The 25,864-nt window shown below is 67.7% G+C and carries 13 protein-coding genes and 2 pseudogenes; 8 read left to right on the top strand and 7 right to left on the bottom strand.

The genetic code is table 11. The annotated features are described in order from the left end of the window. Window positions 1-103 precede the first annotated feature (103 nt). A complete protein-coding gene (locus F4Y45_15110; GenBank protein ID MXY25833.1) occupies window positions 104-742 on the top strand; it encodes a DUF3471 domain-containing protein in 639 nt (212 codons plus the stop codon). A gap of 58 nt (window positions 743-800) precedes the next feature. Continuing rightward, the gene (locus F4Y45_15105) at window positions 801-1,319 is read left to right on the top strand and encodes a hypothetical protein (protein MXY25832.1); all 519 of its coding nucleotides are present in this window, start codon (window positions 801-803) and stop codon (window positions 1,317-1,319) included. Window positions 1,320-1,380: 61 nt separating this feature from the next. On the opposite strand, the gene F4Y45_15100 is transcribed toward F4Y45_15105, so the two are convergent. Continuing rightward, the gene (locus tag F4Y45_15100; protein ID MXY25831.1) at window positions 1,381-2,604 is read right to left on the bottom strand and encodes a hypothetical protein; all 1,224 of its coding nucleotides are present in this window, start codon (window positions 2,602-2,604) and stop codon (window positions 1,381-1,383) included. A 34-nt stretch (window positions 2,605-2,638) separates the two neighbouring features. Next, window positions 2,639-3,505 carry a TIGR01777 family protein gene (locus F4Y45_15095; GenBank protein MXY25830.1) on the bottom strand — a complete coding sequence of 289 codons (867 nt, stop codon included), beginning with the start codon at window positions 3,503-3,505 and terminating at the stop codon, window positions 2,639-2,641. On the opposite strand from F4Y45_15095, the gene F4Y45_15090 reads away from it, so the two are divergent. The 3 genes from F4Y45_15090 to F4Y45_15080 all read left to right on the top strand — a co-directional run bounded on the left by F4Y45_15090 (window position 3,471) and on the right by F4Y45_15080 (window position 7,799). Continuing rightward, complete coding sequence (locus F4Y45_15090; protein ID MXY25829.1) at window positions 3,471-5,384, top strand: PQQ-binding-like beta-propeller repeat protein; 1,914 nt, start codon at window positions 3,471-3,473, stop codon at window positions 5,382-5,384. The genes F4Y45_15095 and F4Y45_15090 overlap by 35 nt on opposite strands. A 142-nt stretch (window positions 5,385-5,526) precedes the next feature. Continuing rightward, window positions 5,527-6,759 carry a DUF4102 domain-containing protein gene (locus F4Y45_15085; GenBank protein MXY25828.1) on the top strand — a complete coding sequence of 411 codons (1,233 nt, stop codon included), beginning with the start codon at window positions 5,527-5,529 and terminating at the stop codon, window positions 6,757-6,759. A 146-nt stretch (window positions 6,760-6,905) separates the two neighbouring features. Then, window positions 6,906-7,799, top strand: coding sequence for an outer membrane beta-barrel protein (locus F4Y45_15080; GenBank protein ID MXY25827.1), 894 nt, complete (start codon window positions 6,906-6,908; stop codon window positions 7,797-7,799). A 661-nt stretch (window positions 7,800-8,460) separates the two neighbouring features. Here F4Y45_15080 and F4Y45_15075 read toward each other — a convergent pair. Next, window positions 8,461-8,772, bottom strand: coding sequence for an integration host factor subunit beta (locus F4Y45_15075; GenBank protein MXY25826.1), 312 nt, complete (start codon window positions 8,770-8,772; stop codon window positions 8,461-8,463). 425 nt (window positions 8,773-9,197) lie between these two features. After that, window positions 9,198-9,398 carry an AlpA family phage regulatory protein gene (locus F4Y45_15070; GenBank protein ID MXY25825.1) on the bottom strand — a complete coding sequence of 67 codons (201 nt, stop codon included), beginning with the start codon at window positions 9,396-9,398 and terminating at the stop codon, window positions 9,198-9,200. Between the two features lie 624 nt (window positions 9,399-10,022). Between F4Y45_15070 and F4Y45_15065 the strand changes: the two genes are divergently transcribed. Continuing rightward, window positions 10,023-10,535, top strand: coding sequence for a hypothetical protein (locus F4Y45_15065; protein MXY25824.1), 513 nt, complete (start codon window positions 10,023-10,025; stop codon window positions 10,533-10,535). A gap of 482 nt (window positions 10,536-11,017) precedes the next feature. Here F4Y45_15065 and F4Y45_15060 read toward each other — a convergent pair whose 3' ends face one another. After that, window positions 11,018-11,710: a hypothetical protein gene (locus tag F4Y45_15060; GenBank protein ID MXY25823.1), complete on the bottom strand. Its 693-nt coding sequence runs from the start codon at window positions 11,708-11,710 to the stop codon at window positions 11,018-11,020. Between the two features lie 195 nt (window positions 11,711-11,905). Here F4Y45_15060 and F4Y45_15055 point away from each other — a divergent pair. After that, window positions 11,906-12,143, top strand: a pseudogene (locus F4Y45_15055) (adenine methyltransferase). Between the two features lie 230 nt (window positions 12,144-12,373). Here the strand turns inward: F4Y45_15055 and F4Y45_15050 are convergent. Beyond that, window positions 12,374-14,938 (bottom strand): response regulator, encoded by a 2,565-nt coding sequence (locus tag F4Y45_15050; GenBank protein ID MXY25822.1) that lies wholly within the window; start codon window positions 14,936-14,938, stop codon window positions 12,374-12,376. Then, a pseudogene (locus tag F4Y45_15045) lies at window positions 14,925-15,326 on the bottom strand (helix-turn-helix domain containing protein). Before F4Y45_15045 ends, F4Y45_15050 begins: the two are co-directional and overlap by 14 nt. Before the next feature lie 122 nt (window positions 15,327-15,448). Between F4Y45_15045 and F4Y45_15040 the strand changes: the two are divergent. Beyond that, window positions 15,449-25,849 (top strand): SDR family NAD(P)-dependent oxidoreductase, encoded by a 10,401-nt coding sequence (locus tag F4Y45_15040; GenBank protein ID MXY25821.1) that lies wholly within the window; start codon window positions 15,449-15,451, stop codon window positions 25,847-25,849. Window positions 25,850-25,864: the final 15 nt, after the last annotated feature.

The raw sequence follows: 25,864 nt of genomic DNA, 5'->3' as shown, positions 1-25,864 counted from the left end.
ACATAGGGCTTAGTTATTTAATACTGGCGGCGGCGTCGAGAGGCTCATATTGTCATATATGGCTCCATTGCTTAATAAGGGTCGTGCCGTAACGACGGCAGTCGTGGTGGCAGTCCTGGTGGCCGTCGCGTTCGCCCTCTGTTTGCCGGCGGTCGCCCGGGCGCAGGCGATCCACGTCGACCCGCTGCTGCTGGAGCGCTACGTCGGCCAGTACGCGCTGTCGGAGCACTACGTCCTCACCATCCTCGTCGACCGGGACCGGCTCTACGTCCGGGCGCCCACCCGGGGACAGCGGCTGCTGATCCCCAGGTCCGAGACCGAGTTCATCGAAGTAGAGTCAGGCCTTCGCATCCGGTTCGGCATCCGCCAGGACACGCGGGAAGTGGATCACCTGATCTTCGAGCAGCAGGGGTTCGGCCGGCGCGCCGACCGCATTGCGTCGGATGTCGGGATCGACCCCGCTACCCGTCCGGCCGCCGCGCTGCCCAAGGCGACGCTTGAGCGCTACGTCGGCCAGTACGAGGAGCAGCCCGGCTTCGCTATCACCATCACCCGCGATGGCGACCACCTGCTGGCGCAGTTGACCGACCAGGAAGCGGTGGCGATCTTTCCCGAATCCGAAACCGATTTCTTCTACCGCGACAGCAACGCGCGCATCTCGTTCCGCGTCAGCGGCGGGCAGATCGAGGCGCTGGTGTTGCATCAGGGCGGTTCGGCGCTCGAGATGCGCCGGATGGACTAACGACAGGCGCGCCCACAAGGGCGCACGGAGGCGTCCGGCGCCGCCGGACGGAGGGACCATGGGCACGACGCAAGACAGACGGCGGTTCCTGAAGCAGACGGCGCGCGCCAGCGCGGCGCTCGCCGCCACCGGGGCGGGACTGGGGGCCGCCGGGCGCACTGTTACCGCGCAGGCATCGCCCGATCTCGTCCGGTTCGATCATGTCGCGGTGCCGATGCGGAACACTGCGGCGATGGTCGACTTCTACCGCGGGCTGGGTTTCGAGCTGATGGAAGGCGAACGGATCGTCTCGGTCCACTTCGGCGATAGCAAGATCAACTTCCATCGCCCCGAGATCTGGGAGAGCGGCACGTTCACGCTGCGCGCGCCGGAGGCGGTGCCGCCGTGCGGCGACTTCTGCTTCGTCTGGGGCGGGAGCGCCGCCGCGCTGGAGCAGGCGCTCGAACGGGTGGGCGCCGTCGTAATCGAAGGTCCGGCGCCTCGCCAGGGCGGCCGCAACGGTGGCCTCGACACCGGCACCAGCCGCTATATCCGCGACCCGGACGGTAACCTGCTCGAGTTCATCATCTACCCGTAGCTGAGCGTTGAAGCGGTCAAGCAGTATTCGAGGGCGGCACTGCCCTACTGGATACGTTGCGTCAACTCCTCCCGGAGAGCATATGCTGCAAGCGCGGATAGAGACCCGTAACGAGGCGGTCCAGATGTTCTCGCATCCACGCGACGGCATCGTCGAGGCTGGCAGGGTCCTCACTTGCCGCCAGAAAAGCCAACCCGGTGTTGCGCCTGAATCCAATTCTCGGGCGGCCCGCGCTGTTGCCCCACCGAATCAGATCGCTCCCAATCTCCTGTCGGAACTCCTCGAACAACGTCTCAAGTTCCTTGTATACGCGAACGGCAGAAGGAATGTCCTTGCGGCAGGTAACGTAGCAACCAATCGTCGGCGACTTACGGTACAGGTATGCGCCGAATGAGAGACCCCAATCGCCGAAACCGGAATTCGGCACCTTCAGGTAGATTGTCGATTCCTTGCTCGGCGCCGGGACCTCCACGTCAACGGCCTTGAACGCGTAACCCTCTAGCATCCTGGTCCAGAACTGGAGATTCTGCTCTTCATAGGGGAGAGGATCGGGATCCGGATCTGGACCGACGCGACGGCCGGTTGCCTCGTCGATGACGATTCGGTGCACTATTTCGGTCCGGGCAAGAACGCGGGGCTGGACGACGAGGTGATCGGTGCCGTCACGGTACAGAGCGGCCTCCACCAGAGCCAGATTGAAGTGCAAGCCCGTGTAGCGCTGGACGAAGTCCACGATGTTCTCCACGCCTTCACGGATGCCGTCACCGATGATCAGCAACAGGAACTCGCCACGCTTCAGGTGCCGTGTCACGTTGTCTACGAAATCGGCCTCATTCAATCCCGGCTCGTGCTTGCTCACCAGTTCGTAGAGAGTGTTCCCGTCAGTCCCGAGGGCCTTAGACACTTCGCGCTGCAGGTCTTCGTACCTCCACGAGGCAAGTTCCTTCGTGTAGTCGAGGATTTGGCCTATCACTTCGCGGCGCGCCTGAGGGTTGCGCCACAGCTTGAATTCGGCGAGGGTCAACCTGCCGAGAGCGTTGACATATAGCGCGTCCACGCGGCCGGCTCGCGTGGATAGTTCGCGGCAGATTGGGACGGGGTCGGCGTACGCTGCATCGATGGCGGCGATTGGCAGCGTCTGCGGGTACCGGTAGAGCAAGTCCTGTAGGAACGACTCGTCAACTCCCCCGCTGTCGCTGGAGGCACCAAGAGGAATACGCCGCAGAAGCTGAGCTGGCGCGCCGTTCTTCCGAGTGAGCCGTAGCAGACTTCCGTGGGCTTCCATGGGACGTAGACCGGCGCCTCCGAAGACCTTCAGACTACGACAGCAGGTCCCGCAGGGCTGGCTCAACCTCCGGGAACCGGAACTCGAATCCCTCCGCCAGCGCGCGTTCGGGCAGCACATGCTGCCCCTGTACCAGCAGCTCCGCCGCCTCACCCAGCGCGAGACGCAGCGCAAACGACGGCGCGGGCAGGATGGCCGGGCGGCGCAACACGCGTCCGAGCGCCCTCGAGAACGCCAGGTTCGTCGCGGGATTCGGCGCCGTGCCGTTGTAGACGCCGCTAACCTGATCGTTCGCGATCGCCCATTCGAACATCGCCAGCAGATCGTCCATGTGGATCCAGGAGATCCACTGCTCCCCGCTCCCGACCGGTCCGCCGACACCCAGCCGGAAGGGCAGCAACATCTTCCCCAGCGCCCCGCCGCCCGGATGCTGCACGACGCCGATCCGGATCGTCGCGGTCCGTACCCCGGCGTCGATTGCGGGTTGCCGCGCCGCCTCCCATTCGACGCTGAGCTGGGCCAGAAAATCGTCGCCCGCGCCATCGCGCTCCGTGAACCGGCGGAAGGTACTGAAGCCGTAGTAGCCGATTGCCGACGCCGTGACGAACACGGCGGGCCCGGCGTCGGCGACCGCCTGGGCCAGAAGCTGCGTGGTGTCCACCCGGCTCTCGCGTAACCGCTCCTTCTGGCGAGCGGTCCACCGCCGGCCGATCACGTTCTCGCCAGCCAGGTGGAGGACCGCGTCGCTCGCACTTACCGCCTCGCGAATGGCGTCCGGATCCCAGGTGACGTCGCCGCCCGGGCCGCGGCTCACGACACGGACCGTGTGTCCCAGCTCCTCGAGCCGCGTCTTCAGGCGCGACCCGATGAATCCCGTCCCTCCTGTAAGCAAGACCGTCATCCACTTCCTCCCGGCGCCGGCGCTCTCGCGATGGTCGCGCGCCTGGCGGCGCGACGCTTCGCGTGCCGAAGGCGCTCCTGTGCCTCCCATTGAATCACCAAACCGGCAGGCCTGTAGTATCGTGAGGCACAGGGAGACTCACATGCCGTTTGCCAACGCGCGTCGACGTACTACCCGGTCACCCCTCCGCTTCGGCCTGCTCATCGGCGCGGCGCTGGTCGCGGCGGGAACGGCGGGCGTGGCGCAGCAGGCGGCCGATGTCCGACCGGTCACCGATGCCGTGCTGCAGAACCCGGACGCGGGCGACTGGGTCAACTGGCGGCGCACGCTCGACGGCTGGGGCTACAGCCCGCTCGACGAGATTACGCGCGACAACGTCGGCGACCTGCAACTCGCCTGGTCCTGGGGCCTCGAGCCGGGAGTTTCGCAGACGACACCGATCGTCCGTGACGGCGTGATGTACATCGCCAATCCCGGGAACGTCGTGCAGGCGCTCGACGCCGCCACTGGTGACTTCATCTGGGAATACCGCCGCGAAATGGACGAGCGGCTCCGCCCGGCGGCGCAGATGCGGAGCCTAGCCATCTACGAGGACCTGATCCTGCTGAACACTGTCGATGCGCACATCGTCGGCCTGGACGCACGCACCGGCGCCGTCCGGTGGGACACCGACGTCGCCCCCGACCATGACGGCTACGGCTTCTCGAGCGGCCCGGTCGTCGCGGACGGCGTCGTCGTTGCCGGCCTGCGGGGATGCGAGCGGTTCCGCGAGGACACCTGCTACATCGTCGGTGTCGACGGGCGGACCGGACAGATTCTCTGGCGAACGTCCACCATCGCTCGCCCGGGCGAGCGGGGCGGCGACTCGTGGGGCGACCTACCGCTCCTGTTCCGCGCCGGCGCCGACGCCTGGATCCCGGGGAGCTACGACCCGGTCAACCGCCTCGTCTACTACGGCACGTCGCAGGCGAAGCCCTGGACGCGCGACGCCCGCGGCACCGACGGCGATGCGCTCTACAGCAACTCGACGCTGGCTCTCGACCCGGCTACCGGCGAGATGCAGTGGTACTACCAGCACATCCCGGGCGACAGCCACGACATGGACGAGACGTTCGAGCGAATCCTGATCGACGTGGACGGACAGCCTTCGGTCTACAGCATGGGCAAGCTGGGGATTCTCTGGCAGCTCGACCGCGTAACCGGCGACTACATCAACGCGACCGACCTCGGCTACCAGAACCTGATGGATCTGAACCGCGAGACGGGTGAGCTCACCTACCGCGACGGCGTCGTCGTGGACGTCGGCGAGGAGCTCTTCTTCTGCCCGAGCACGGGTGGCTTCAAGTCGTTGCGGGCGATGGCCTACCACCCGGACACCGCAGCGCTCTACGTCCCGATCAACCTGCAGTGCGAGACCGCCGCGTTCGGTCCGGTGGAGCGGCGTGACGGGGGCGGCGGCACCGGCGGCGTGCGGGGCCGGCAGAACCACTTCCATCCCGACGCCCCCGATCAGTTGGGTGAGGTCCGGGCCATGGACATCCGGACCGGCGACACGCTCTGGCACCACCGCCGTCGCGCGCCGTACAACACCGCCACGCTCACCACGGCCGGCGGCCTCGTCTTCATCGGCGACTGGGAACGCTACATCTTCGCCTACGACGCGGCGACCGGCGATCAGCTCTGGCAGAGCCGGCTCTCCACCATGTCGAACGGCTACCCGATCAGCTATGCGGTCGACGGCAAGCAGTACATCGCGTTCGGGGCCGGCGGTCCGCTCGGCGGTTCGAGCTGGACCAGTGTCATTCCGACCGATCTGCTGCCGGAGATGCGCAACCCCAGAGCCGGGAACGCCATCTTCGTCTTCGCCCTGCCTGAATGACCAATAGGTATCCGCCAAGGTCCAGCGTTGTGCAGGTGGCATCGTAAACTACTGACTAGTAGTAATTTATTACTTACACGCGCGATCCGAAGCGGTCAGAACGCGGCGCGAAATCCGCTTCATTCCTGCATATAATGGGGGAATGGATGTTGTAGCCGAAACCACCCCTGCACGCCGCAGAACCAAGCGCCGAGGACGCCATCCCGAAAGGGCGCTCTCGGCCGCCTTCGTCCGGTCCGCACCGCCGGGACGGCACGCGGACGGGAACGGGTTGTACCTGTTCGTCCAGCCCACCGGAACGCGAAGCTGGGTCCAGCGGATCGTCATCCGAGGACGCCGCCGCGAACTCGGACTCGGCGCCGCCGGGCTCGTCACACTGGCCGAGGCCCGCGAGCTGGCCCTGGCCAACCGCAAGCTGGCGCGCTCCGGCGGCGACCCGCTCTCCGAGAAACGCCGCGCTGACGGCGTTCCCACCTTCGCCGAGGCCGCCGAGCGCGTATTGGAGCAGAAGCGCGGCGGCTGGCGCGGCCGGTGGCACGCGCAGACCTGGTGGAACAGCATGGAGCGGTACGCCTTCCCGCGCATCGGTCGCCGGCCCGTCTCCGAGGTCAGCACGGCCGACGTGCTGGAGATCCTCACTCCCATCTGGCACGTCAAGGCGGAGACGGCCAGGGCGGTGCGCCAGCGCATCCGGTCGGTGATCGAGTGGGCGATCGCGCTCGATATGCGGAACGACAACCCATGCGACCGCGTGCTGCCGGTGCTCGGCCCGCAGAACGACATCGTGACGCACCGGCTGGCGCTGCCCCACAAGGACGTGGCCGCGGCCATCGAGACCGTGCGGACGTCGAAGTCCGGGCAGCCCGCCGTCAAGCTGGCGTTCGAGTTTCTCGTGCTCACGGCCGCTCGGTCGGCGGAGGTTAGGCTTGCGACGTGGGACGAGATGGACACGGCCGGCCGCGTGTGGACCGTCCCGGCGCTGCGGATGAAGGCGAAGCGGGAGCACCGGGTCCCGCTGTGCGGGAGGGCGCTCGAAATCCTCGAGGCGGCGCGGGCGCTCGGCGACGGCGGCCCGCTCGTGTTTCCCATGCGGAGCGGCAAGGCGATCTCGGCGTCGACGCTGCCGAAGATGCTCCAGTACCATCGGATCGCCGCCGTGGCGCATGGCTTCCGCTCCAGCTTCCGGGACTGGGCGGCGGAGGAGACGGACCACCCGCGCGAGGTCATTGAGGCCGCGCTGGCTCACGTCGTCCAAAACAAGGTCGAGGCCGCCTACGCGCGGTCGGACCTGTTCGAGCGTCGGCGGCGGCTCATGGACGATTGGGCCGAGTACCTGGACGGAGGATGTCGGCAGGCCGCCCCGCTCCACCGATGAGATCGGAGTCGGCAGGGCACTCCGCCGCAGACGTGCGCGGAGGTCCATCTCGGTCGGCTTGACCGGCTCGACTATCCTTGGAGGCAGTTTCCCGAGCAGCCGCCGGGACGCAGCGGCCGATACCGAAGCCGGCCACGGAGACAGCGATGCACCGGCGATTCGGACTTGTCACGGCGATGACAGTCTTGACCGTATGCGCCAACGACGCCCGGGGCCAGACCGGGCCGTATATCGAGATGGACCTGGGGACAAGCCTTGCACCGCCCCTCACCGTGCACGGGTCGGACAACGACTGGGGCACGAAGTGTGACCTGATCATCAACCCGCTCGGCGTCGAGGCCGCCGGCGAGTGCGACGCCGCTCCACCGCTCACGGCGTGGACCAACGAGTTCGACGGGGGCGCCGGCTTCCGGGCGGGCGTCGCGCTCGGCTACGACTGGGGACCTGTCCGGCTCGAAGGCGAGTACTTCCACCGCGTAACGATCTATGGCGATCAGTCAGACATCGACATCTTCGACGACGTGACGCTGGACAAGGGGGAGCAGGAGATCGAGCTGGCGGTTGGCGGCGTCGACGACTGGCGGTCGCACGGCGCCTTCGTGAACGCGTACTACGACTTCGGGGCGTCGGCAGCCTGGACGCCGTACCTCGGCGCCGGGTTCGGCATCGAGCGGGCATCGCTCGACTACGAGTCCGTGTGGAAGCGCAACGATGACCCTGAACGGATCTCGACGTTTGCCGATCCGCTCCTGCGCGCCAAGATCGCCGGCACGACCACGATCGGCGACGCACGGCTCACCGACGTCCTGGCCGGCTACCAACTGCTCGCGGGGGTGGACTACCAGCTCCGGGCACCGGTGACGCTGGGCGTGAGGTTCCGCTGGGTGGATTTCGGCGAGTTCACGAGCGAGCCGCTGCCCTGGAACCAGCTTCGCAGCCACGAGTCGAGCGTCGGACGGGGCGAGACCATCCTGTACCGGATGACGACGGACGCCAGCCGGTTCTGGGGCGTCAGTCTCAACCTGAAGTACCGGTTCTGAACGCGCCATCCCGCGAATCGCCATGGGGCCGCATGCCCCAGACTAGCGGCACTGCCGCTCGATGGTCGTTCCACAGCCAATGCGTCCCCGTCCGAGCACAAGTTCTCGCCATGCACCTTCAGCTGACGCTCGGCCGCCGTCTCGATCTTCACCCGCTCGTGCTCCAGCCAGCGCTGGCGCGGCGATGTCAAGTCGCTCCTGGTTGGAACATGGAACAACGACCTCCGGATCGGCGACGTGGCCACGGCGGCGACCGGCGGCGCCACCGGGGCCGCCGTGCGCTCGGTCAGCGTCACGGGAACGGCGCCGGATGCGACCTTGACGACGGCGCCGACAGCCTTCCTGGAAGGAACAATTCGCCGGGAGCGACCCCTGCGCGATGGGTGTGACTCGGGAACACCCATTGCGCCGCAAGACCGCGGGTCTTGGAGGGGTCGCTCCCGGCACTACGGGCGGCGCAATTGGGTCCGCCCGCTTCTTTGCCGAAGGCGTGATCCGTCCAGCAAAGACTGGACGATCCGGTGCGCCGATCGGGCCGGCGGGATGTGATTCGGGCTGTGATCGAGGGGCGCTGACTGAATCACACGCTGGCGCGGCGAATTAGGCGTCGGTGGTATGTGATGCAGGCGACGACGAGACGGGATTGCGGTTCGACACCGGCCTACTCGGACATCGGCGGCGGTACGGGTCGTGCCGGCTGCCCGTTGACCGACGCCTTCAGCTCCTTGCCCGCCTTGAAGTAGGCGACGCGCTTCGACGGCACGTGCACCGACTCGCCGGACCTGGGGTTGCGGCCGAGGCGCGGAGCACGGCGGCGAAGGCGAAAGCTGCCGAAGCCGCGGAGTTCAACCTTCTCCCCACGGCGGAGCGACTCGACGATGCTGCCGAGCACGGTCTCGACGACGGACTCGGCGGCCTTCTGCGGAACATCGGCCACCTGGGCCACCTCCTCGACGAGCGCAGCCTTGGTCAACTTGCCTTCGGTCACGGGTCGGTCTCTTGTCAGCGGAGCGCGATTGGTGGCGCCAGACGCGGGGAACTCGCTCGCTCAGCGACGGCCTGCCACGAGATGATACCAGCGGCAACGGTGAGGGGACACCCGCCACAGGGCTGGCCCGCGCGACCGCGCCCGCAAGCATATGGCGGCCCCGGCCAGGGGCCGGAACGGCGCAGGTCCCGGGGACCGAGCGAACCGCCAACCGGCACGGCCGGGCGGCGCAACGGCGGGGGTTCGAAGGGGGCGCGCAGCGTCCCCTCGCCAGTCCGATGTAGCACATCGGGTCTGCTGGCTCATGGCTCCTAACGGACCATGAGCCAGCGACGACCGCAGGTCGTCCGTCGCTCTTCGTCACCGCCGGTTCCTCGTGGCTGCCGGTCGTGAAGACGATGGCGTCTCGGCTATGCGGCGGGTCGATCCGAACCAGCTCGGGGACGGCTGGCGATGAAGTCGAGCACCTCCTGCTCGACCCAGCGGACCGCCCGGCTGCCGATGCGGATCGGCTTCGGAAAGCGGGACTCGGCCATCAGGGCGTAGACGGCCGAGCGGGACAGGGCGGTCATCCCCGTCACGTCGCGGAGCGTGAGAAGTCTCGTGGTCATGTGTGCATCTCCAGTTGTCCGGCCCGGGTGTTCCGAGGCGGTATTGCGCGGTTTCGCCGGGCACGGCGAGGGCCGAGTGTAGCACACAAGAAAGACCGTAAACTATTTATTAATAATAGTTTATTACTACTCGTTCCCGCCCGTACGGCAACGGACGACTGCGTATCGACCGGAACGGAGTACGCCGGTTGGCACGAAGTTTGCGGCTCGTTCGGGAGTGAGGCCAACCGACGAGGAAACCTGAGCCAGGAGGGCGACAGTGACGAAGCAACCGGACGTGTACACGACGCTCGGGCAGCAGTGCGGATGCTGCGGGCACCGGCACCCGACCGTGCGGCAGGCCGGACGATGCTTGGAGGACTACTGGCGGCGGGGATTCTCAGACCGGATCGCGGTCGCCGTCGCCGCCGCGTAACGCCGGCCGTCGGCACCGGTCACTAGGACGTGCTGCGATGACGCCAACGCTGGTGTCAACGCCAGCGAAGCAGACCGTGTCTTGCCTTTGGCCGAAACACTGTTCTCAATGCTGTTTCGTCAGCGAGGCGCTGGACGAGACGTGTACGGCACTTGACTACGCGGTTGCACGACCGGCACCAAGACAATAGTCTACTATTGAGGATAGTCATGCCTGAGTGGTTGATTCCCACCCTAGTCGCGCTGGCAGTTCCCGTCGTTGGAGGGCTGCTGTACTTGGCGCACTGGATGGGCAAGGTGGACGAGCACCGGGGCGCCGTCACCGCCTTCATGGACGAGATCCGGTCCAAGCTCGACGGCATCTTCGACAGACTTCCCCCGCCACGTACGGTGGAAAGCAAGAGCCCGCTGAAGGTGACCCCGTTCGGAAGGGAGTTGGCCAAGGCTCTGCAGGCTGGTGATTGGGCTGTCAGGACGGCCCGCACGCTCGCTAATCAAGTGAAGGAACTGACGGAAGACTACAGAATCGACGAATTCGCAAAGACCTATGTTTCGCAAGAGTTAGACGAAGTCTACAAGGATCGCGTTCGTGCAGTCGCGTACGACCACGGAATAGATACAGATGCCGTTCTGGTCGTTCTACGCGTCCTCTTGCGCGATGAATTGATAGCCATCAGGCAGCGCCAGCAGACGCCCACGGTGGAGGAGGAGCTGCCGTTCTAGGAGCCCGTGGTGAAACCCCCCGCTACATTCGAGCGGCGATGCATCCCGCCCGAACGGCGTTGCTCCTCGGTCACATATGGCCAATATGCTCCCTCGTCGCGCCCTGTCGGGCGTGCGCCTCGCCGCTCTCGGTGCTACGCAGGATTTCACCACGGGCTCCGAGGGTAGGCGAACCAAGTGGTTCGGGGGCAGAATCCCAACCGCGTCTACCCCAGGCAACGAGAAGAGGAGCGTCAACGTGGCATCTGCAGAAAGACCCATAGCCAGCAGGGACACCGAGAGGGCGTTAGCGCAGATCATAGAGCTGCTGGGCGAGCAGAACAGCCTCTTGGACCGTCAAGCGACGGCGCTAGAGCAAATCGCTAGCACGCTTGACGACATAACAACGGGCATCACGGTGGCTCCGATCGCCGTGACGGTAGCAGATCCAGTTTCCGTGAAAACGGACTAGCGGAACCCCGAGGAGGCTCCGCGCGGATCGACTAGCGGCGCGGTCCAATGATCCTCACGATTTGCCCGTTGCGACCAATCGTGAGGGTTCCCCAGTCCTCCGACCTCATGTCGTCCAGTATCGGTTGCCACCGTTCGTCATGGCCCACGTGCGCCCAAAACCACGCCGATGTCGCAAGCATGGCTACCGTCGAGACGAACATGGCGGTCCAGAACCAGTCGGCCGGATAGGTAGGCTCACGGGACTGGGTGCTGTTGCTTAACAGCTGCCCGTGGCCTCCGTGCACAAAGTCATTAAGCCACGGCGAGAGCCCGACCCACAGCGTACTCAAGTCCGGCCATCCTCGGCTGGTTGCTAGCTCTTTCAGACTCTTGCGCGTAATGCGGAGCCGACTGCCTACTATTCGCTTCCAACCATCGTCGTCGCCCTCGTAGGCGCCAACCATTGACTGTTTCAGCAGCGCCTCCAACGTCGGTCGAACCAGCGCGAAACCAGACGCGAACAACTCGGACCTGAAGGCGCTGGTGACAACTTGCGTGTGACTTGTGATGATCGGCGTGTACGCGCTCGCCGCGACCTCTCGCGGCGGTGCGTCGCGCCTGTATTGTGCATCCTCTCGCGGCGCGTGTCGCGAGAGCCGACGATACCGATCCAGTACGGCGTCCTTGATGATGCCGAACTCTCGGCTGTCAGTCGCCGAAGCCGAGACATCAATCTCGTACATCTCCATCACCCTCTCCAACAGATTGCCGGATGCCCCCATCCGACCATAAGAGCGTCTGCACCTCGTCCAGGGTTTCGACTGACAGTGCGGATGCCAAAGACTGTCGCCGCACCGACCGTGGCGCCTCGACTCAAGTGTACCCTCCGGTGCTGGATTGTCACGTCGGAAGCCCTGGAAGCTCAACGGCTCGTCGAGTTGCGCGACCACTGGCTGAATCCGCCGGAATGGGTCGACTTGGGTCGACGAGCCGGTTCCTGGATACCCGAAGCGGCTCGTTCCCCGGGAGAAGCGCACGCTGACGAGCCCCTACAACGCCCGTCCTCAGTGGCTCGCTGATGCGCACGAGGCTCTTGACGCGGCCGTGGCCGCCGCGTACGGTTGGTCGGCGGACATCTCCGACGACGAGGTTCTGCGGCAGCTGCTGGCTCTGAACGGCGGCGGGCAATGGACCTGCCGAGGTTCGGAGCGGTTCGCGGACGGCTCGAATGTTGCTCTGGATTCCCGCGCGGAGTGTGGTAATGGACGGGGGAATCACAACCGGCGGGGCTTAAGTAAGTCTCTTATTTATAGTCACTTGTGAGAATTAGGCGACTCGCCCTGCCTGAGTAGCCAACAGAGGGTCTGGTTCTTGCACCCCGGATTCCGGGACGCGTTACGAGGCCGTCACGGGTCGTCCGGCCGGGCCATGCGGTAGCCGACCCGGCGCTCGGTCACGATGTAGGCTGGCCGCTCCGCGTCATCGCCCAGCTTGTGGCGGAGCCTTTTCACGTAGGCGCGCAACCGCGGCACGTTGGCTTTTTTCTTGCCGCGCCACACCTGGCCCAGCAGCGCGTCGTAGGTGTGGACCCGTCGCGGGTTGAGCGACAGCGCGCGCAGCAGCTCGTACTCGGTGGCCGTCAGCCGCACCGTGCGGCCCGCGACCGTCACCCGGCGCTCCTCGTAGTGGATGGCGAGGTCGCCGAGCCGGAACGGCTCCACGTCGCCGAGCCGCCGCAACGTCGCCCGCACCCGGGCCGTCAGCTCCGTCGGCGAGAAGGGCTTGACGATGTAGTCGGCGGCGCCGGCCTGCAAGGCCCGCGCGATGGTCTCGTCGCGGCCGTAGCCTGAGATGAAGATGACCGGCAACTCGGCCAGCTCGGGGACGCGGTGCATCAGCTCGATGCCGTCCGCCCCCGGCAGCTTCAGGTCGAGCAGGACCAGTTGAGGCTGCTTCGTCTCGACGAGCCGAGCCAGCTCCTCCGGGTCGCCCGTCACGACGGGGGAGTAGCCGGCCGCCGTGAGCGCGTCCCGAACCGAGCGCAGCGTCTGCGGGTCGTCGTCGAGAACCAGGACGCGCGTCCGGCCGTCGTCCGGCGGCGAAGCGTCCGCACCGGAGCCGGCCGGGGTGGCGGCAGCCGCCTCGTCGGCCACCGGGATCGTGAACGAGAAGCGCGTGCCTAGCCCCGAGCCTTCGCTCTCGGCCCAGATGCGGCCCCCGTGGGCCTCCACCAGTCCCTTGCAGATGCCGAGGCCGAGCCCTCCGGACCCGCGCGCCGGATCGGCCGCAGCGAAGCCACCGCGCTTCCGGAACAGCAGCGGCAGCCGGTCCGCCGGCACGCCCCGGCCTTCGTCGGAGACCGAGACCGCCACGTAGACGCCGTCCCGCTCGGCCGCGACCCGGATGGGCGACGAGGAGGGAGCGTGCCGCGCCGCGTTCGACAGCAGGTTGTTGAGAACCTGGACGATGCGCTGTCTGTCGGCCATCACCTGCGGCAGGTCGGCCGGCAGGTCGATCTCCAGCGGGTGCCGGCCGCCGCCGCTGAGGTACGTGGTCCTGGCCTCGTCCACCAGGCCGGCCACCTCCGTTGCCGCGGGAGCGATCGTCAGCGTGCCCGTCTCGATGCGCCCCGCGTCCAGCAGGTCGTTGATCAAGCCACGCATGTGGTCGGCCTGCTCGTCGATGATCCGGAAGAACTGGCGCGTCTCGGCCGGGTCGGGCGGTGCGGCGCCCAGCGCGGCGGCCGTCGAGCCCATGATCGAGGTGAGCGGGACCCGCAGCTCGTGGCTCACCATGCTGAGGAACTCGGCCCGCAGATGCTCCAGCTCCTCAAGCGGCGCCAGGTCCTGCAGGGTAACGATCATCGATTCGACCGCACCATCCGCCGAGCGGATCGGCGTAGCGTTGACCAGCGTCCGGACGCTCCGGCCGTCGGGGACCGAGAGCACCATTTCCTCGGCACGCACCGTCTCGGGATCGGTCCACTGCTCCGCCAGCGGGAACTCGTCGAGGGCCACCTCCCGGCCATCGGCGCGCCGGCAGATCAGCACCCCCAACAGCTCCTCCGGCGGGCGGTCAGGCGCGGCCAGGCTGCCCACGATCCGCTTCGCCTCCCGGTTGAACAACACCGGATGGCCGGTCCGGGCGTCGAAGACCGCGACGCCCACCGGCGAGGTGTCGACCAGGGCCTCCAGATCGGCCCGCGCCCGCTGCTCGTCGCGGTGCTTGCGGGCGTTGGTTATCGCCGCCGCCGCCTGCGAGGCGAACAGGACCAGGATCTCTTCGTCCTCGCGCGTGAACTCCGGCCCGCCCTGCTTCCCGTTGAGGAAGAAGCTACCGACATGCGCCCCGTGGTGGCGCATGGGCGTGCCGGCCAGGGTTTTCTCGCGCATCAGGTCCGGAGCGAAGCCCAGCGACCGGACGTAGGCGTGCAGGTCGTTGAGCCGAACCGCGCCCGTCAGGCTCTTGAAGTGCGCGAAGAGCTGCGGCCCCTCGGGCCAGTCGACCAACTCCTGGCGCTCCTCCGGCGTGAAGCCGGAAGTGACGAACTCCTGGGGCTGCCCGGCGTCGTCGACGGTCGTGATCACGCCGTAGCGGGCGCCAATCAGCGCGCAGGCGCTGTCGACGACTTCCCGCAGCACGGTGTGGACATCGAGGCTCGCGCTGATCCGCAGGATGGCCGCGCTGAGCGCGGAGATGCGGTCACGTAGTGCCGCGTTCTCGCGTTTCAGTTCGTCAGGACCGTTCAAGTGGCTCTCGTTGCCATGCCGATGATAGTAAGGCTCAAAGCCATCTATCGGAAGAATAACAACTGAATTCATGATAAAGACCCGAAATGTATATGTAAACGTCATTCTTGTCTGGTGTGGTTCCTCTAGGGCCTCGACGCTCTCGTAGCAGACGATGCTCGATGCCGTGTAATACCGCCACCGCGGCCTCGGGCTGCTTGGGGACATGCAGGAACCGGTCATGCCGCGCGCCCAGACCGTTGTCGTTGAGGATCTTCTGGATCGTGATCTACGACACCCGCCGGCCCTCCAGCGACGGCATCGCTTCAAGACGGTTGCAACCATACGCCGGGTGCTTCAGCGCCAGTTCCTTGATCCGCTCCACCGTTTCCGGCGGCGTCGTCTGGGGATGGCTCTTGTGGATCGGCGGCAGGTCCTTCAGACCCTCGAACCCGTGGGTCTGGAAGCGCCGCTTCCCCTCGTAGCTCGTCCGATCCAGTCCGCGCTGGCGGCACGCCTCGGCGACGTTCCCTAGCTCCCGGGCCAACTCCAACACGCTCAGGCGGTGCTCGGCGAGCTTGGTCCTCGCATCCCGCTTGCTGCTCTCAGATTTCGTTGCGGAACGTCCCACGACGGCCTCCTCTCCGTGCCAGAAAATAGAACGGCGCCCGAGGCATCGGGGTCCGAAGGCAACACGTGATGTCGGGTGAAGATGCCTCTCCGTGATACCCTCATTCGCAGACGGAGGAATCGATGAAGACCGGATCCACCGGTTTCCGGAAGGGCCCGCCTCGCATTCCCAGCGATAGCAACCGTAACCATTCCCGGCGGCAGGAGCCGATTGCCATCGTCGGCATGGCCTGCCGGTTCCCCGGCGCGAACGGCATTCCGGCCTTCTGGCGACTGCTCGAGGCCGGCGGAAACGCGGTTACCGAAGGAGTTCCGGGCTCCAGCGTCGGCCGCATGGGTGAGCTGTTTCCGAACGCCGATGTTCAGAACGAAGCGTGCCGGTTCTGCGCTTTCGTCTCCGACATCGACCAGTTCGACGCTTCGTTCTTCCGAATCTCGCCGGTGGAGGCGCAGCTCCTCGATCCGCAGCAACGCATGATGCTGGAGACGAGCTGGCAGGCGCTTGAGGACGCGGGAATCGATCCGGACGGGCTGAAGGGAAGCCGCACCGGCGTTTACGCCGGAATCAGCAACAACGAATACCGCAGTCTCATCCTGGGCGCCAGCGATGCGGCCGAGCCCGCCGAGAGCCTCTACGCGGTCGCCGGAACTTCCTTCAACACCGCCATCGGCCGGGTCGCCTTCGCGTTGGGTCTCGAAGGACCGGCGATAGCCGTGGACACTGCCTGTTCCTCGTCGCTGGTGGCGATCCATCAGGCAGTGTCCGGGCTGCAGCGGGGGGAGGCGGATCTGGCGCTTGCGGGCGGGGTCAACACGATCCTCTCCGGCCGGTTGCTGGAGCTGCGCGGCAACGCCGGCATGCTGGCCCCGGACGGCAAGTGCAAGACGTTCGACGCCTCGGCGAACGGATACGTACGGGGTGAGGGTTGCGGGATCGTGGTGCTGAAGCGGCTCACCGACGCGGAGGCGGACGGCGAGCGCATCTGGGCGGTGATCCGTGGGTCCGCCCTCAACCAGGACGGAGCGAGTCCCGGACTGACAGTGCCGAACGGCGCGGCACAGGAACGGGTAATCGAGGCGGCGCTGTCACACGCCGGAGTCCGGCCCGCGGACGTGGACTACCTGGAGGCCCACGGGACGGGAACGGAGGTCGGAGACCCGATCGAATTGCAAGCGGCGGGGACGGCATACGGCAAGGAACGCGCCGCGGACCGGCCCCTGTTGATCGGCTCGGTCAAGACCAACATCGGCCACCTCGAATCGGCGGCGGGCGTCGCGGGACTGATCAAGACGGTGCTGGCCATGAACTGCGGGGTGATTCCCAGACACCTGCATTTTCGAAACCCGAATCCTCAGATGGACTGGGACCGGTTGCCTGTGCGGATCACGTCCGAGGCGATGAAGTGGCCCTTCGAGCCCCATCGTCCCCCGACGGCGGGCGTCAGCGGGTTCGGCTGGTCGGGCACCAACGCGCACGTCGTGTTGCAGTCTTACGACGCCTCGGAGAAGGTCCCTCAAGCTGCGCCCGAGCGGCTGTCGGCCGCGGGTCCTCCATACTCGGTTTCCGTTTCCCTGCCGGAGTCCGTCGCAGACCTTCCTGGCTTCAAGAAGGAACTTCCTGCGCCGGAGACGCGCCTGTTGCCCCTGTCAGGCAAGACGGAGAAGGCACTTCGCGAGCTGGCGGCACGCTATCTGTCGTGGCTCGACGACCGGGCCGAGGCGCTTGCCTCCGAAAGCGCCGCCACCGATCCGTTGCTTTCCGACATGGCGTGGACCGCCGGTGTTGGGCGAGCCCATTTCAGCCACCGCGCAGGGTTGGCGTTCCGCGACGCCGAGTCGCTTCGGGAGCGCTTGCGCCCGCTTGCCGAGGGAAATGAAGGACCCGAGCCGCGCGAAGCGGGGAGGGTGGCCTTCCTCTACACCGGACAGGGCTGCCAGTGGGTGGGGATGGGCGAGACGCTCTACGCGAGCCAGCCGACGGTGAGGGCGGTGCTGGACCGGTGCGATGCGCTGCTTCGAGAAGAGCGAGACGGCGCCTCGCTGCTGGACGTGATGTTCGGCCGGAACGGTGCGGCTGGAGACCTGGACGACCCGATGTGGAAGCAGCCGGCGATCTACGCGCTGGAGTGCGCGCTTACCGCGCTATGGTCGAGCTTGGGGGTGCGCCCGGAGGTGGTTCTCGGACACAGCCTGGGAGAGATCGCGGCGGCCCATACCGCCGGGGTGTTCGGTCTGGAGGAAGGACTGCGGTTCGCGGCGGCACGGGGCGCGCTCATCGGAGCGCTGCCCGGAGAGGGAGCGATGGCCGCGGTGTTCGCGCCGCCGTCCCGGGTGGTAGCGGCGCTGGAGGAGCACAGCGCTGGGACCCGAGGCTTGGGTCTGAGCATCGCCGCGGACAACGGGGCGCACCAGGTGGTGAGCGGTCCGGTGGAGGCGATCGAGTCCATCACGGATCACTTCGAGGCGGAAGCGATCCGGGTCAGGCGGCTGAGAAAGAGCCCCGCCTACCACAGCGCCATGATGGAACCCGCCCTGGACGACCTGGAAGCGGCGCTCGGAGACATGGCGTTCGCTCCTCCGACGACCACCCTGGTGAGCAATTTGACCGGCCGGGTGGTGGAGCCGGACACGTTGCTCGCCGCGGCGTACTGGCGCCGGCAGGCTCGGGATCCGGTCGCGTTCCGCGCATGCGTCGAGACGCTGGCGGAGCTGGGAGTGAACGCCGTCGTGGAGATCGGACCCCATGCGGTGCTCGGGCCGATGACGGCCCTCGCCTGGCCGGAGTCGGCGGCAGGCGGCCGGCCGCCGGCGATCGTCTCGAGCCTCAGGCAGCCGCCGTCCGATGTCCCGACGGCGGAGACGGACGACGCCTTCGTCGTCGCGGTCGCTCACGCGTACGAGGCCGGGCTCCCGATTCGATTCGAGGGGCTTTTCGCGGGCGAAGCGCGGCGCCGCATCGCGCTGCCCGGCTATCCCTTCCAGCGCGAGCGTTACTGGGTCGAGGCGGCGAAGCGGCGACGGCCCAGCGCCGGCCACCCATTGCTGGGCGACCGGCACGAGTCCGCACGCGGCGAGATTGCGTTCGAGACGGAGGTGTTCCCGTCCGATCCGGCCTGGCTGAGCGACCACCGGGTGTTCGGCCAGCTCGTAGTGCCGGGCGCGCTCTACGGGGCCATGGCCGCATCCGCCTCCCTTGCCGAGGGGACCGGATCGGCGGTTGTCGAGGACTTCCAGATGCAGAGCGCAATGGTCTTCCCTCAGGAGAATGGCGGCGCAGGCGAAAAGGGCCTGCGAATACAGATTCTGCTCGATGGTGCCGGGGAGGGCTCGTCGCGCGGTGTCCAGGTCCTCAGCCGAGGCGACACCAGCGAGGGGTGGACGCTGCACGCAGAGGGACGGATTGCGACAAGCCCGGGCGCCGGCGCGCCGCAAGGGGCCCCGCCGCTGAATCCGGAAGGACTGAAGGCGTATCTGTCGCCGGAAGACCTGCCGGCCTACTACCGTTCCAAGGCCGCGGTCGGGATCGATCTCGGTCCGTCGTTCCGCACGTTGCAAGCGCTCTGGTCCCGGACCGGAGAAGCGTTGGGCGAGATCGCGCTCCCTCCGGGAGTCGCCCGGAGCCGATTCGACGTGCATCCGCTCCTCCTCGACGGTTGTTTCCAGGTGATGGCGGCGGCGCGCGAACCGGCGGGAACCGCGGACAGCGGCGCCACGTATCTGCCTTTCGCGTGGGAGCGCCTGTGGCTCGCGGGGCGGTTGCCGGAGCGGGTGATTTGCCACGTGTCGCTGCGGGATTTCGCAAGTGACCGAGAGGCCGGCGCGGAGGCGGCCGAGCCACCCGAGGTCGTGAGCGGAGACATGCGCATCTACGCCCCCGACGGGGTACTGCTCGGTGAATTGAGCGGATACACCGTGAAGCGGGCGACACGCGCCGCGCTGCTCTCGACAGGTGGAGGATTCGACGATCTGCTGTACGACGTCGTCTGGCGCGATCGGGCTCCCGCGGCCGGAATGCTGCCGGCCGATTTTCTCCCGAGCCCGTCGAGGGTTGCTGCCGAAACGGACGGCTTCTCGCAGTACCTGGCGGCCGAAGGGGTCGACGCGTCGGTCAGACCCGCCTTGATGCAAGAGCTGGAGCGTTTGTGTCGACGCTATGCGCTGTCGGCCGTGGACAAGCTCGGTTGGGTACGGACGGGGGGCGAGGCGGTGGACGCGGAAGGCCTACGCCAACGCCTGCGGATCCTGCCCGAGCACGGAAAGATGTTTCGCCGGATGCTGGACATCCTTGCCCGGGGGGGCGTGCTGGAGACGGCGGGTGACGACCTTGCGGTGGCGGTGGGGTCCGGCGATTCGGTGCCGGTGGAGATCCCGGAAGACCCCGAGGCGTTCGTCGCATCGCTGAGCCAACGCTACTCGTACGCTTCGAACGAGATTGGAATCCTCCACCGGAGCGCCAGCGCCCTGGCGGACGTGCTCCGCGGCCAGGAGGATCCGCTGACGCTGCTGTTCGGCAGTGGGGAGCCGAGCGCCGCCGATCTGTACATCAAGGCGCCGGTCTGGCGCGCGGCCAACAAGATGCTGGCGGATGCGGTGAGAACGCTCCTGGCGGGACTGCCAGACGGACGACGCCTCCGGGTGATCGAGGTAGGGGCAGGTACCGGGTCGGCGACCCTCTCGGTCCTGCCGGAGCTCCCGGAAGGACGGTTCGACTACACCTTCACGGACATCTCGGCCGGCTTCTTTGCGGAGGCGGAGGGGCGCCTCGGGGACGGCGGCGGGTGCATCGAGTACCGGGCGCTGGACATCGAGAAGGATCCCGTCGCCCAGGGCTTCGACTCGCACGGCTACGACCTGCTGATCGCGTCCAACGTGCTGCACGCGACACGTTATCTGGAACAGACGCTCGCGCACTGCGGCGAGTTGCTGGCGCCGTCGGGGCAGTTGGTCGCACTTGAGAACCTGTGCGGTCAGGACTGGCTGGACATGACCTTCGGACAGCTCGACGGCTGGTGGCGGTTCTCCGACGACTGCCGCCCCCGCTACGCCCTGGCGGGACCGGAGGTTTGGCGGCAGGCCCTGGGCGCCGTGGGATTCGAGGAGGTGGAGGTCCTGGGACTGGGCAAGTCGGGATCCGGCGAGATGCCGGACCGGGGCGTGATTGTGGCTCGTGGACCGGCGGAGGTGACGGAACGACCGGGCCTGTGGGTGCTTGCCGCGGACCGGGGCGGCGCCGCGGCAGAGCTCGCCGAAGAGCTGGCGGGGCACAACCAGACGGTGGTGCTGGCCGGCTGCGACGGGCAGGCTGGCGGCGCATCGGCAGATGGCGCGCCAGGAATCGTCGAGGCGTTCGTCGAAATGGAGCGTCGCGAGTCATGGTGCTCGCTCCTGAATGATCTGCCGGACGACGTTCCGCTCGCCGGCATCGTACATCTCGTCGCGCTGGACGGTCACGGGACGGAGGCGTCCACCGAGGAGATGGCGAAGGACGTGCGGCAGGCGACGGCGAGCGCGCTGGCGCTGACGCAGGCGGCGGTCGACACCGACATGACCCCGGCAAACGGCGTGTGGTTCGTCACCCGTGGCGCGCAGGTGCTGGAGCGCGAGCGCGGCGGACAGTTGGCGGGCGCGACTCTCTGGGGACTCGGAAAAGTGGCGGCCCGGGAAGCGTCCCAACTGCAAGCCCGGATGGTCGATCTCGATCTCGAAGCGACGGCGGCGCCGGCCGATCTGGCGCGTGAGCTGCTCTATCCCGACCCGGAAACCCACATCGTGCACCGTAACGGACGACGACGCGTGGCCCGTGTGGTCCGGGCCGGTTCGGAGACGCGGCGTCTCGCCCTTCCGGAGGGGCCGGGCTGGGTCGTCGGGGTCGGCGCGAGCGGTGCGCTCGAGATCCTGCCGGTGGAGCGCCCGCGGTTGGGGCCGAGAGAGGTCCGGGTGGCGGTGGAGGCCGCCGGGCTGAACTTCTGGGACGTGTTCGCGTCGCTCGGCCTGATCGAGGAGAAGCTGCTGGGCACGGAGATGTGCGGGCGGGTGGCGGAGATCGGCTCCGAGGTGTCGACCGTCTCCGTGGGCGATCGCGTGGTCGGTCTGAGGCGCGGCAAGCGCGGTACGTTCGGGCCGGAGGCGGTGACGCGTGAGGAGCTGGTGGTGCCCGCGCCGCCGAACATGTCGGCCTCGGCGCTCGCCTCGATGCCGACCGTATTCGTATCGGCCGCGTTGTCCTTCGAACTCGCGGGATTGAAGGCTGGCGACCGGGTGCTGATTCACGCCGGCGCGGGCGGTGTCGGCCTGGCCGCCATCCAGTTGGCGCAAGCCGCCGGCGCGGAGGTCCTTGCAACCGCGAGCGCGCCAAAGCAGGCGTATCTCCGATCGCTCGGAGTGGAGCACGTATTCGACAGCCGTTCGACGGCGTTCGGCCAGGAGATCCTGGAAGCGACGGGAGGCGCAGGCGTCGACCTGGTGCTGAACAGCCTGACCGCGGAAGGCTTCATCGAGGCGACTCTGTCGTGCCTGGCCCAGGGAGGCCGGTTTGTGGAGCTGGCGGCGCGCGACATCCTGAGCGAGGAGGAGATGGCGGAGGTGCGGCCGGACGTCGCCTATTCCATCGTGAAGCTGGATGTTCTGAAGGAGGATCAGCCGGCGTGGCCGCGAGCGCTGCTGAAGGACGTGATGGCGCGCCTGGAGGCGGGAGAGCTGAAACCGCTCGTCCATACCCGATGGCCGCTGGCCGAGGCGGTGCCGGCCATCGAGTTCATGCGCGACGGCCGGCATATCGGGAAGATCGTCTTCACCAATTCACCACTTGCCAGCGGTCGCCTGCGGGCGGATCGCACGTACCTGGTGACCGGAGGGTTGGGTGGGATCGGATGCGCCGTGGCCGGCTGGCTCGTGGACCAGGGCGCGGGGACGATCGTGCTCAACGGGCGCCGGCCGCCGGATCCCGAGGCGGAAGAAGCGATCGGCGCGCTGAGGACACGCGGAGCCACGGTACGGGTCGAGTTGGCAGACGTGACGGATCCCGCCGCGCTGGACGGCATGTTGGCGAGGATGGACCGCGAGCTGCCCGCGCTCGGCGGCGTGATCCACAGCGTCGGTGTCCTGTCGGACGGCGCCCTGGGGAACCAGAGCTGGGAGCAGTTCGAGACGGTGCTGTGGCCGAAGGTGCTCGGCGCCTGGCACCTGCACCGGGCGACCGTGGACCGGGATCTGGACATGTTCGTCCTGTTCTCGAGCGTGGCAGGAGTTTTCGGCAGCCCGGGCCAGTCGAATCACGCGGCGGCAAACGCGTTCCTCGATCAGCTCGCCGGGCACCGCCGCGCACTGGGACTCCCCGGACAGGCCATCGCCTGGGGCGCATGGTCGGAGATCGGCGAGGCGGAGGAACAGCGGGAGCGGATCTCCACGCGAATCGCCAGGACTGGGATTGACTGGATCAACCCGCAACAGGGTCTCAGGGCGTTCGAGCACGTTGTGCGTGAGGACCCGGCAACGGCCGTGGTCGTCGCGAGGGACTGGGCGGTGTTCGGGGAATCCCTCGAGGTCCACCCACCGCTGTTCGAGGACCTTCTGTCCACCGCCGACGACGCCGATTCCGACGTCTCCGAATCCCCGGAAGACCTGCTTTCCCGGCTGCGCGAGGCACCCGCCGCGACGCGCGAGGAGCTGCTGGTGACGTTCCTGCAGCGCGAGGTGCAGGCGGTGTTGCGGCTTCCGTCGAAGCCGGCGCCTTCGGTGGGGTTCTTCGACCTGGGGATGGACTCCCTGATGGCGGTGGAGTTGCGTAACCGGCTGAATCGGGCGTTGTCTGCCGAGTACACGGCGCCGAACACCGTCGTGTTCGACTATCCCGACATCGCCGCCCTCGCTGCCCACCTGGCGGGAGAGCTCGCCGAGATCGGCGGCGTAGATGCCGCCGCGCAGCAACCGGCGCCGGCGGCGGCGCCTGGCCCTGTTGCACGGTACGATGACGGGAGCAGTCCGGAGGGCATCGCCATCGTCGGCATGGCTTGTCGCTTCCCGGGCGCGCCGAACCTGCCGGCTTTCTGGCGGCAGCTCGAAGCGGGGGCCGACGCGGTGACCGACGAACGCCCGGAGCCGGGCCCCTGGCAGGATTTCGTCGAGAACCTGCCCGCCCAGTACGGCGCCTACCGCCGGGCCGGTTTCGTGGATGGGATCGACGCCTTCGATGCCGCGTTCTTCCGCATCACGCCCATCGAGGCGCGGCTGATGGACCCGCAACAGCGGATGCTGCTGGAGACAGCCTGGCAAGCGCTCGAGGACGCGGGCATCGATCCTGACCGACTGCGGGGCAGCCGCACCGGGGTGTATGCCGGCGTGGCGGCCAGCGAATACCGGGACCTGATGCGAGGCGGCGACTACGGCGTCGGCTACCTGAGCACCGCCGCGAGCATGACGGTCGGGCGGGTCGCCTTCCAGCTCGGCCTGGAGGGGCCGACGGTGCCGTTGGAGCTCAACTGCGCCTCGTCATTGATCGCCGTGCATCAGGCGGTCACGGGCCTGCGCCTCGGGGAGTCGGACCTGGCCCTGGTCGGCGGTACGAGTGCGGTTCTCTCGGCCGGCATCACCCGAGAGATGGCGGACTTGCGGCTCCTGTCGCAGGAGGGTCGATGCAAGAGCTTCGATGACTCCGCAGACGGCTTCGTGCGCGGCGAAGGCTGCGGGATGGTCGTCCTGAAGCGGCTGAGCGAGGCGGAGTCCGACGGCGATCGGATCTGGGCGGTCATCCGCGGCTCGGCCTTCAATCAGAATGGCGCGAGCGCCGGCGCAACGGTACCGAGCGGCCCGGCGCAGGAGCGATTGATAGAGCGGGCACTCGCACAGGCCGGCATCGCGCCGTCCGAGGTGGACTACCTGGAGGCCTACGGCGGCGGCTCCGCGTTCGGTGACCCGATCGAGGTGAAAGCGGCGTCGGCGGTTTACGGCAAAGGACGCGCGGCGGACCGCCCGCTGCTGATGGGCTCCGTCAAGACCAACATCGGCCACCTGGAGGCGGCGGCCGGCATTGCCGGCCTGATCAAGGCCGTGCTGGCGATGAAGCAGGGCGTAGTCCCGCGCAGCCTTCACTTCAAGAACCCGAGTACGCTCGTCGATTGGGAAACTCTGCCGGTGCGTGTGATGGCGGAGGCCGAGGATTGGCCTCAGGACCCCGACCGGCCGCCGCGGGCCGGGGTCAGTGCATTCGGGATTTCGGGCGTGAACGCACACGTCGTGCTGGAGGGATACGGGCCGACGAATGGCGCTTCGCCCGAGGCCGATCGAGGGCATTCGCACGCGGGAGCTGCACTGCGCGTCGCCGCGACCCTTCCGGAGCCGGTCGCCGGTCTGCAGCCGACCGGGGACGGTCTCTCGGCGCGCCGCACGCGGTTGCTGCCGCTCTCGGCCAAGTCCGACGAGGCGCTCCGGGCGCTGGCGGGACGGTATCTCTCATGGCTCGACGAACATGCCGACGCATTGTCGGCGGAGAGCGCCGCGTCCGCCCCCCTGCTCTCGGACATGGCGTGGACAGCCGCCATCGGCCGCAGCCACTTCGGCCATCGTGCGGGGGTGGTGTTCAAGGACGCGGCATCGCTGCGGCAGGCTCTCACCGAGCACACAGGAGCGGTAGAGGGACGTGGCCCCAGGATGGCAACCAAGGTGGCATTCACCTGCGCCGGCGAGGGGAACCGGTGGACCGGCATGGGCGCGGCGCTCTACGAGTGCGAGCCGGTCGTGCGCGCGGTGCTCGATCGGTGCAACGCAGTGCTCGGCGACGACCGGGGGGAGTCGCTACTCGACGCGATGTTCGGCCGTGCCGCCTCAGCCGGACTTCGCGACGATTCCACGTGGGCGCGCCCTGCCACCTATTCGCTCGCGTGCGCGCTGGCGGCGCTTTGGGAGAGTGTCGGCATCCGTCCGAGCGTGATAGCCGGGAACGGCGCCGGCGAGATCGCGGCAGCGCAGGTCGCCGGGTTGTTCAGCCTGGAGGACGGATTACGCCTTGCGACGGCCGGGGGCGATCCCGAGGGGGCGCCGGAGGGTGGCGCGATTGGCCAGCCATCGGCGATCCTCGTGAACAGCCACACCGGGCGGGTGGTCGACCCGGATCAAGCCATGGATGACGCTTACTGGCGTCAGCAAGCGACCGGCGATCCGCAGGAAACCGGCGGCTGCGCGGGAACCTTCGCCGAATTGGGCGTAGAGGTCGTCATCGAGATCGGCCCTGGCGCGGTGCTGCCGCCGCCGCAGGCCCAGACAGGGGGAAATGCAGTTGACGCCGCCGCGGCCCCGACCGTGGTGTCCAGCTTGCCGCGGCCATCGGATGGCGAGGAAACGGTAGCGGCAGGAAGTTCCGACGGGGGCTTCGTGGACGCGGTCGCCAGGGCCTACCAAACGGGGCTCGGCGTTTCCTTCGCGGGGCTTTTCGCGGGCGAGACGCGGCGGCGTGTGTCCGTTCCGGGCTATCCCTTCGAGCGCCGGCGATTCTGGCTCACGAAGCCGGGGCGGCCCGCCGCTCGGGGTTGATCCCCCGCTGGCGAG

It is taken from the genome of Acidobacteriota bacterium, assembly GCA_009838525.1.
Classification (GTDB): Bacteria; Acidobacteriota; Vicinamibacteria; order Vicinamibacterales; family UBA8438; genus VXRJ01.
This window is presented reverse-complemented; position numbering and strand designations above follow the sequence as displayed.

Bases quoted from the DNA above. Each gene is read 5' to 3' on its own strand.
- F4Y45_15105 (MXY25832.1), top strand. From the start codon at position 801: ATGGGCACGACGCAAGACAGACGGCGGTTCCTGAAGCAGACGGCGCGC.
- F4Y45_15065 (MXY25824.1), top strand. From the start codon at position 10,023: ATGCCTGAGTGGTTGATTCCCACCCTAGTCGCGCTGGCAGTTCCCGTC.
- F4Y45_15080 (MXY25827.1), top strand. From the start codon at position 6,906: ATGCACCGGCGATTCGGACTTGTCACGGCGATGACAGTCTTGACCGTA.
- F4Y45_15095 (MXY25830.1), bottom strand. From the start codon at position 3,505: ATGACGGTCTTGCTTACAGGAGGGACGGGATTCATCGGGTCGCGCCTG.
- F4Y45_15090 (MXY25829.1), top strand. From the start codon at position 3,471: ATGAATCCCGTCCCTCCTGTAAGCAAGACCGTCATCCACTTCCTCCCG.
- F4Y45_15050 (MXY25822.1), bottom strand. From the start codon at position 14,938: ATGACCGGTTCCTGCATGTCCCCAAGCAGCCCGAGGCCGCGGTGGCGG.
- F4Y45_15100 (MXY25831.1), bottom strand. From the start codon at position 2,604: ATGGAAGCCCACGGAAGTCTGCTACGGCTCACTCGGAAGAACGGCGCG.
- F4Y45_15070 (MXY25825.1), bottom strand. From the start codon at position 9,398: ATGACCACGAGACTTCTCACGCTCCGCGACGTGACGGGGATGACCGCC.
- F4Y45_15040 (MXY25821.1), top strand. From the start codon at position 15,449: ATGAAGACCGGATCCACCGGTTTCCGGAAGGGCCCGCCTCGCATTCCC.
- F4Y45_15060 (MXY25823.1), bottom strand. From the start codon at position 11,710: ATGTACGAGATTGATGTCTCGGCTTCGGCGACTGACAGCCGAGAGTTC.
- F4Y45_15085 (MXY25828.1), top strand. From the start codon at position 5,527: ATGGATGTTGTAGCCGAAACCACCCCTGCACGCCGCAGAACCAAGCGC.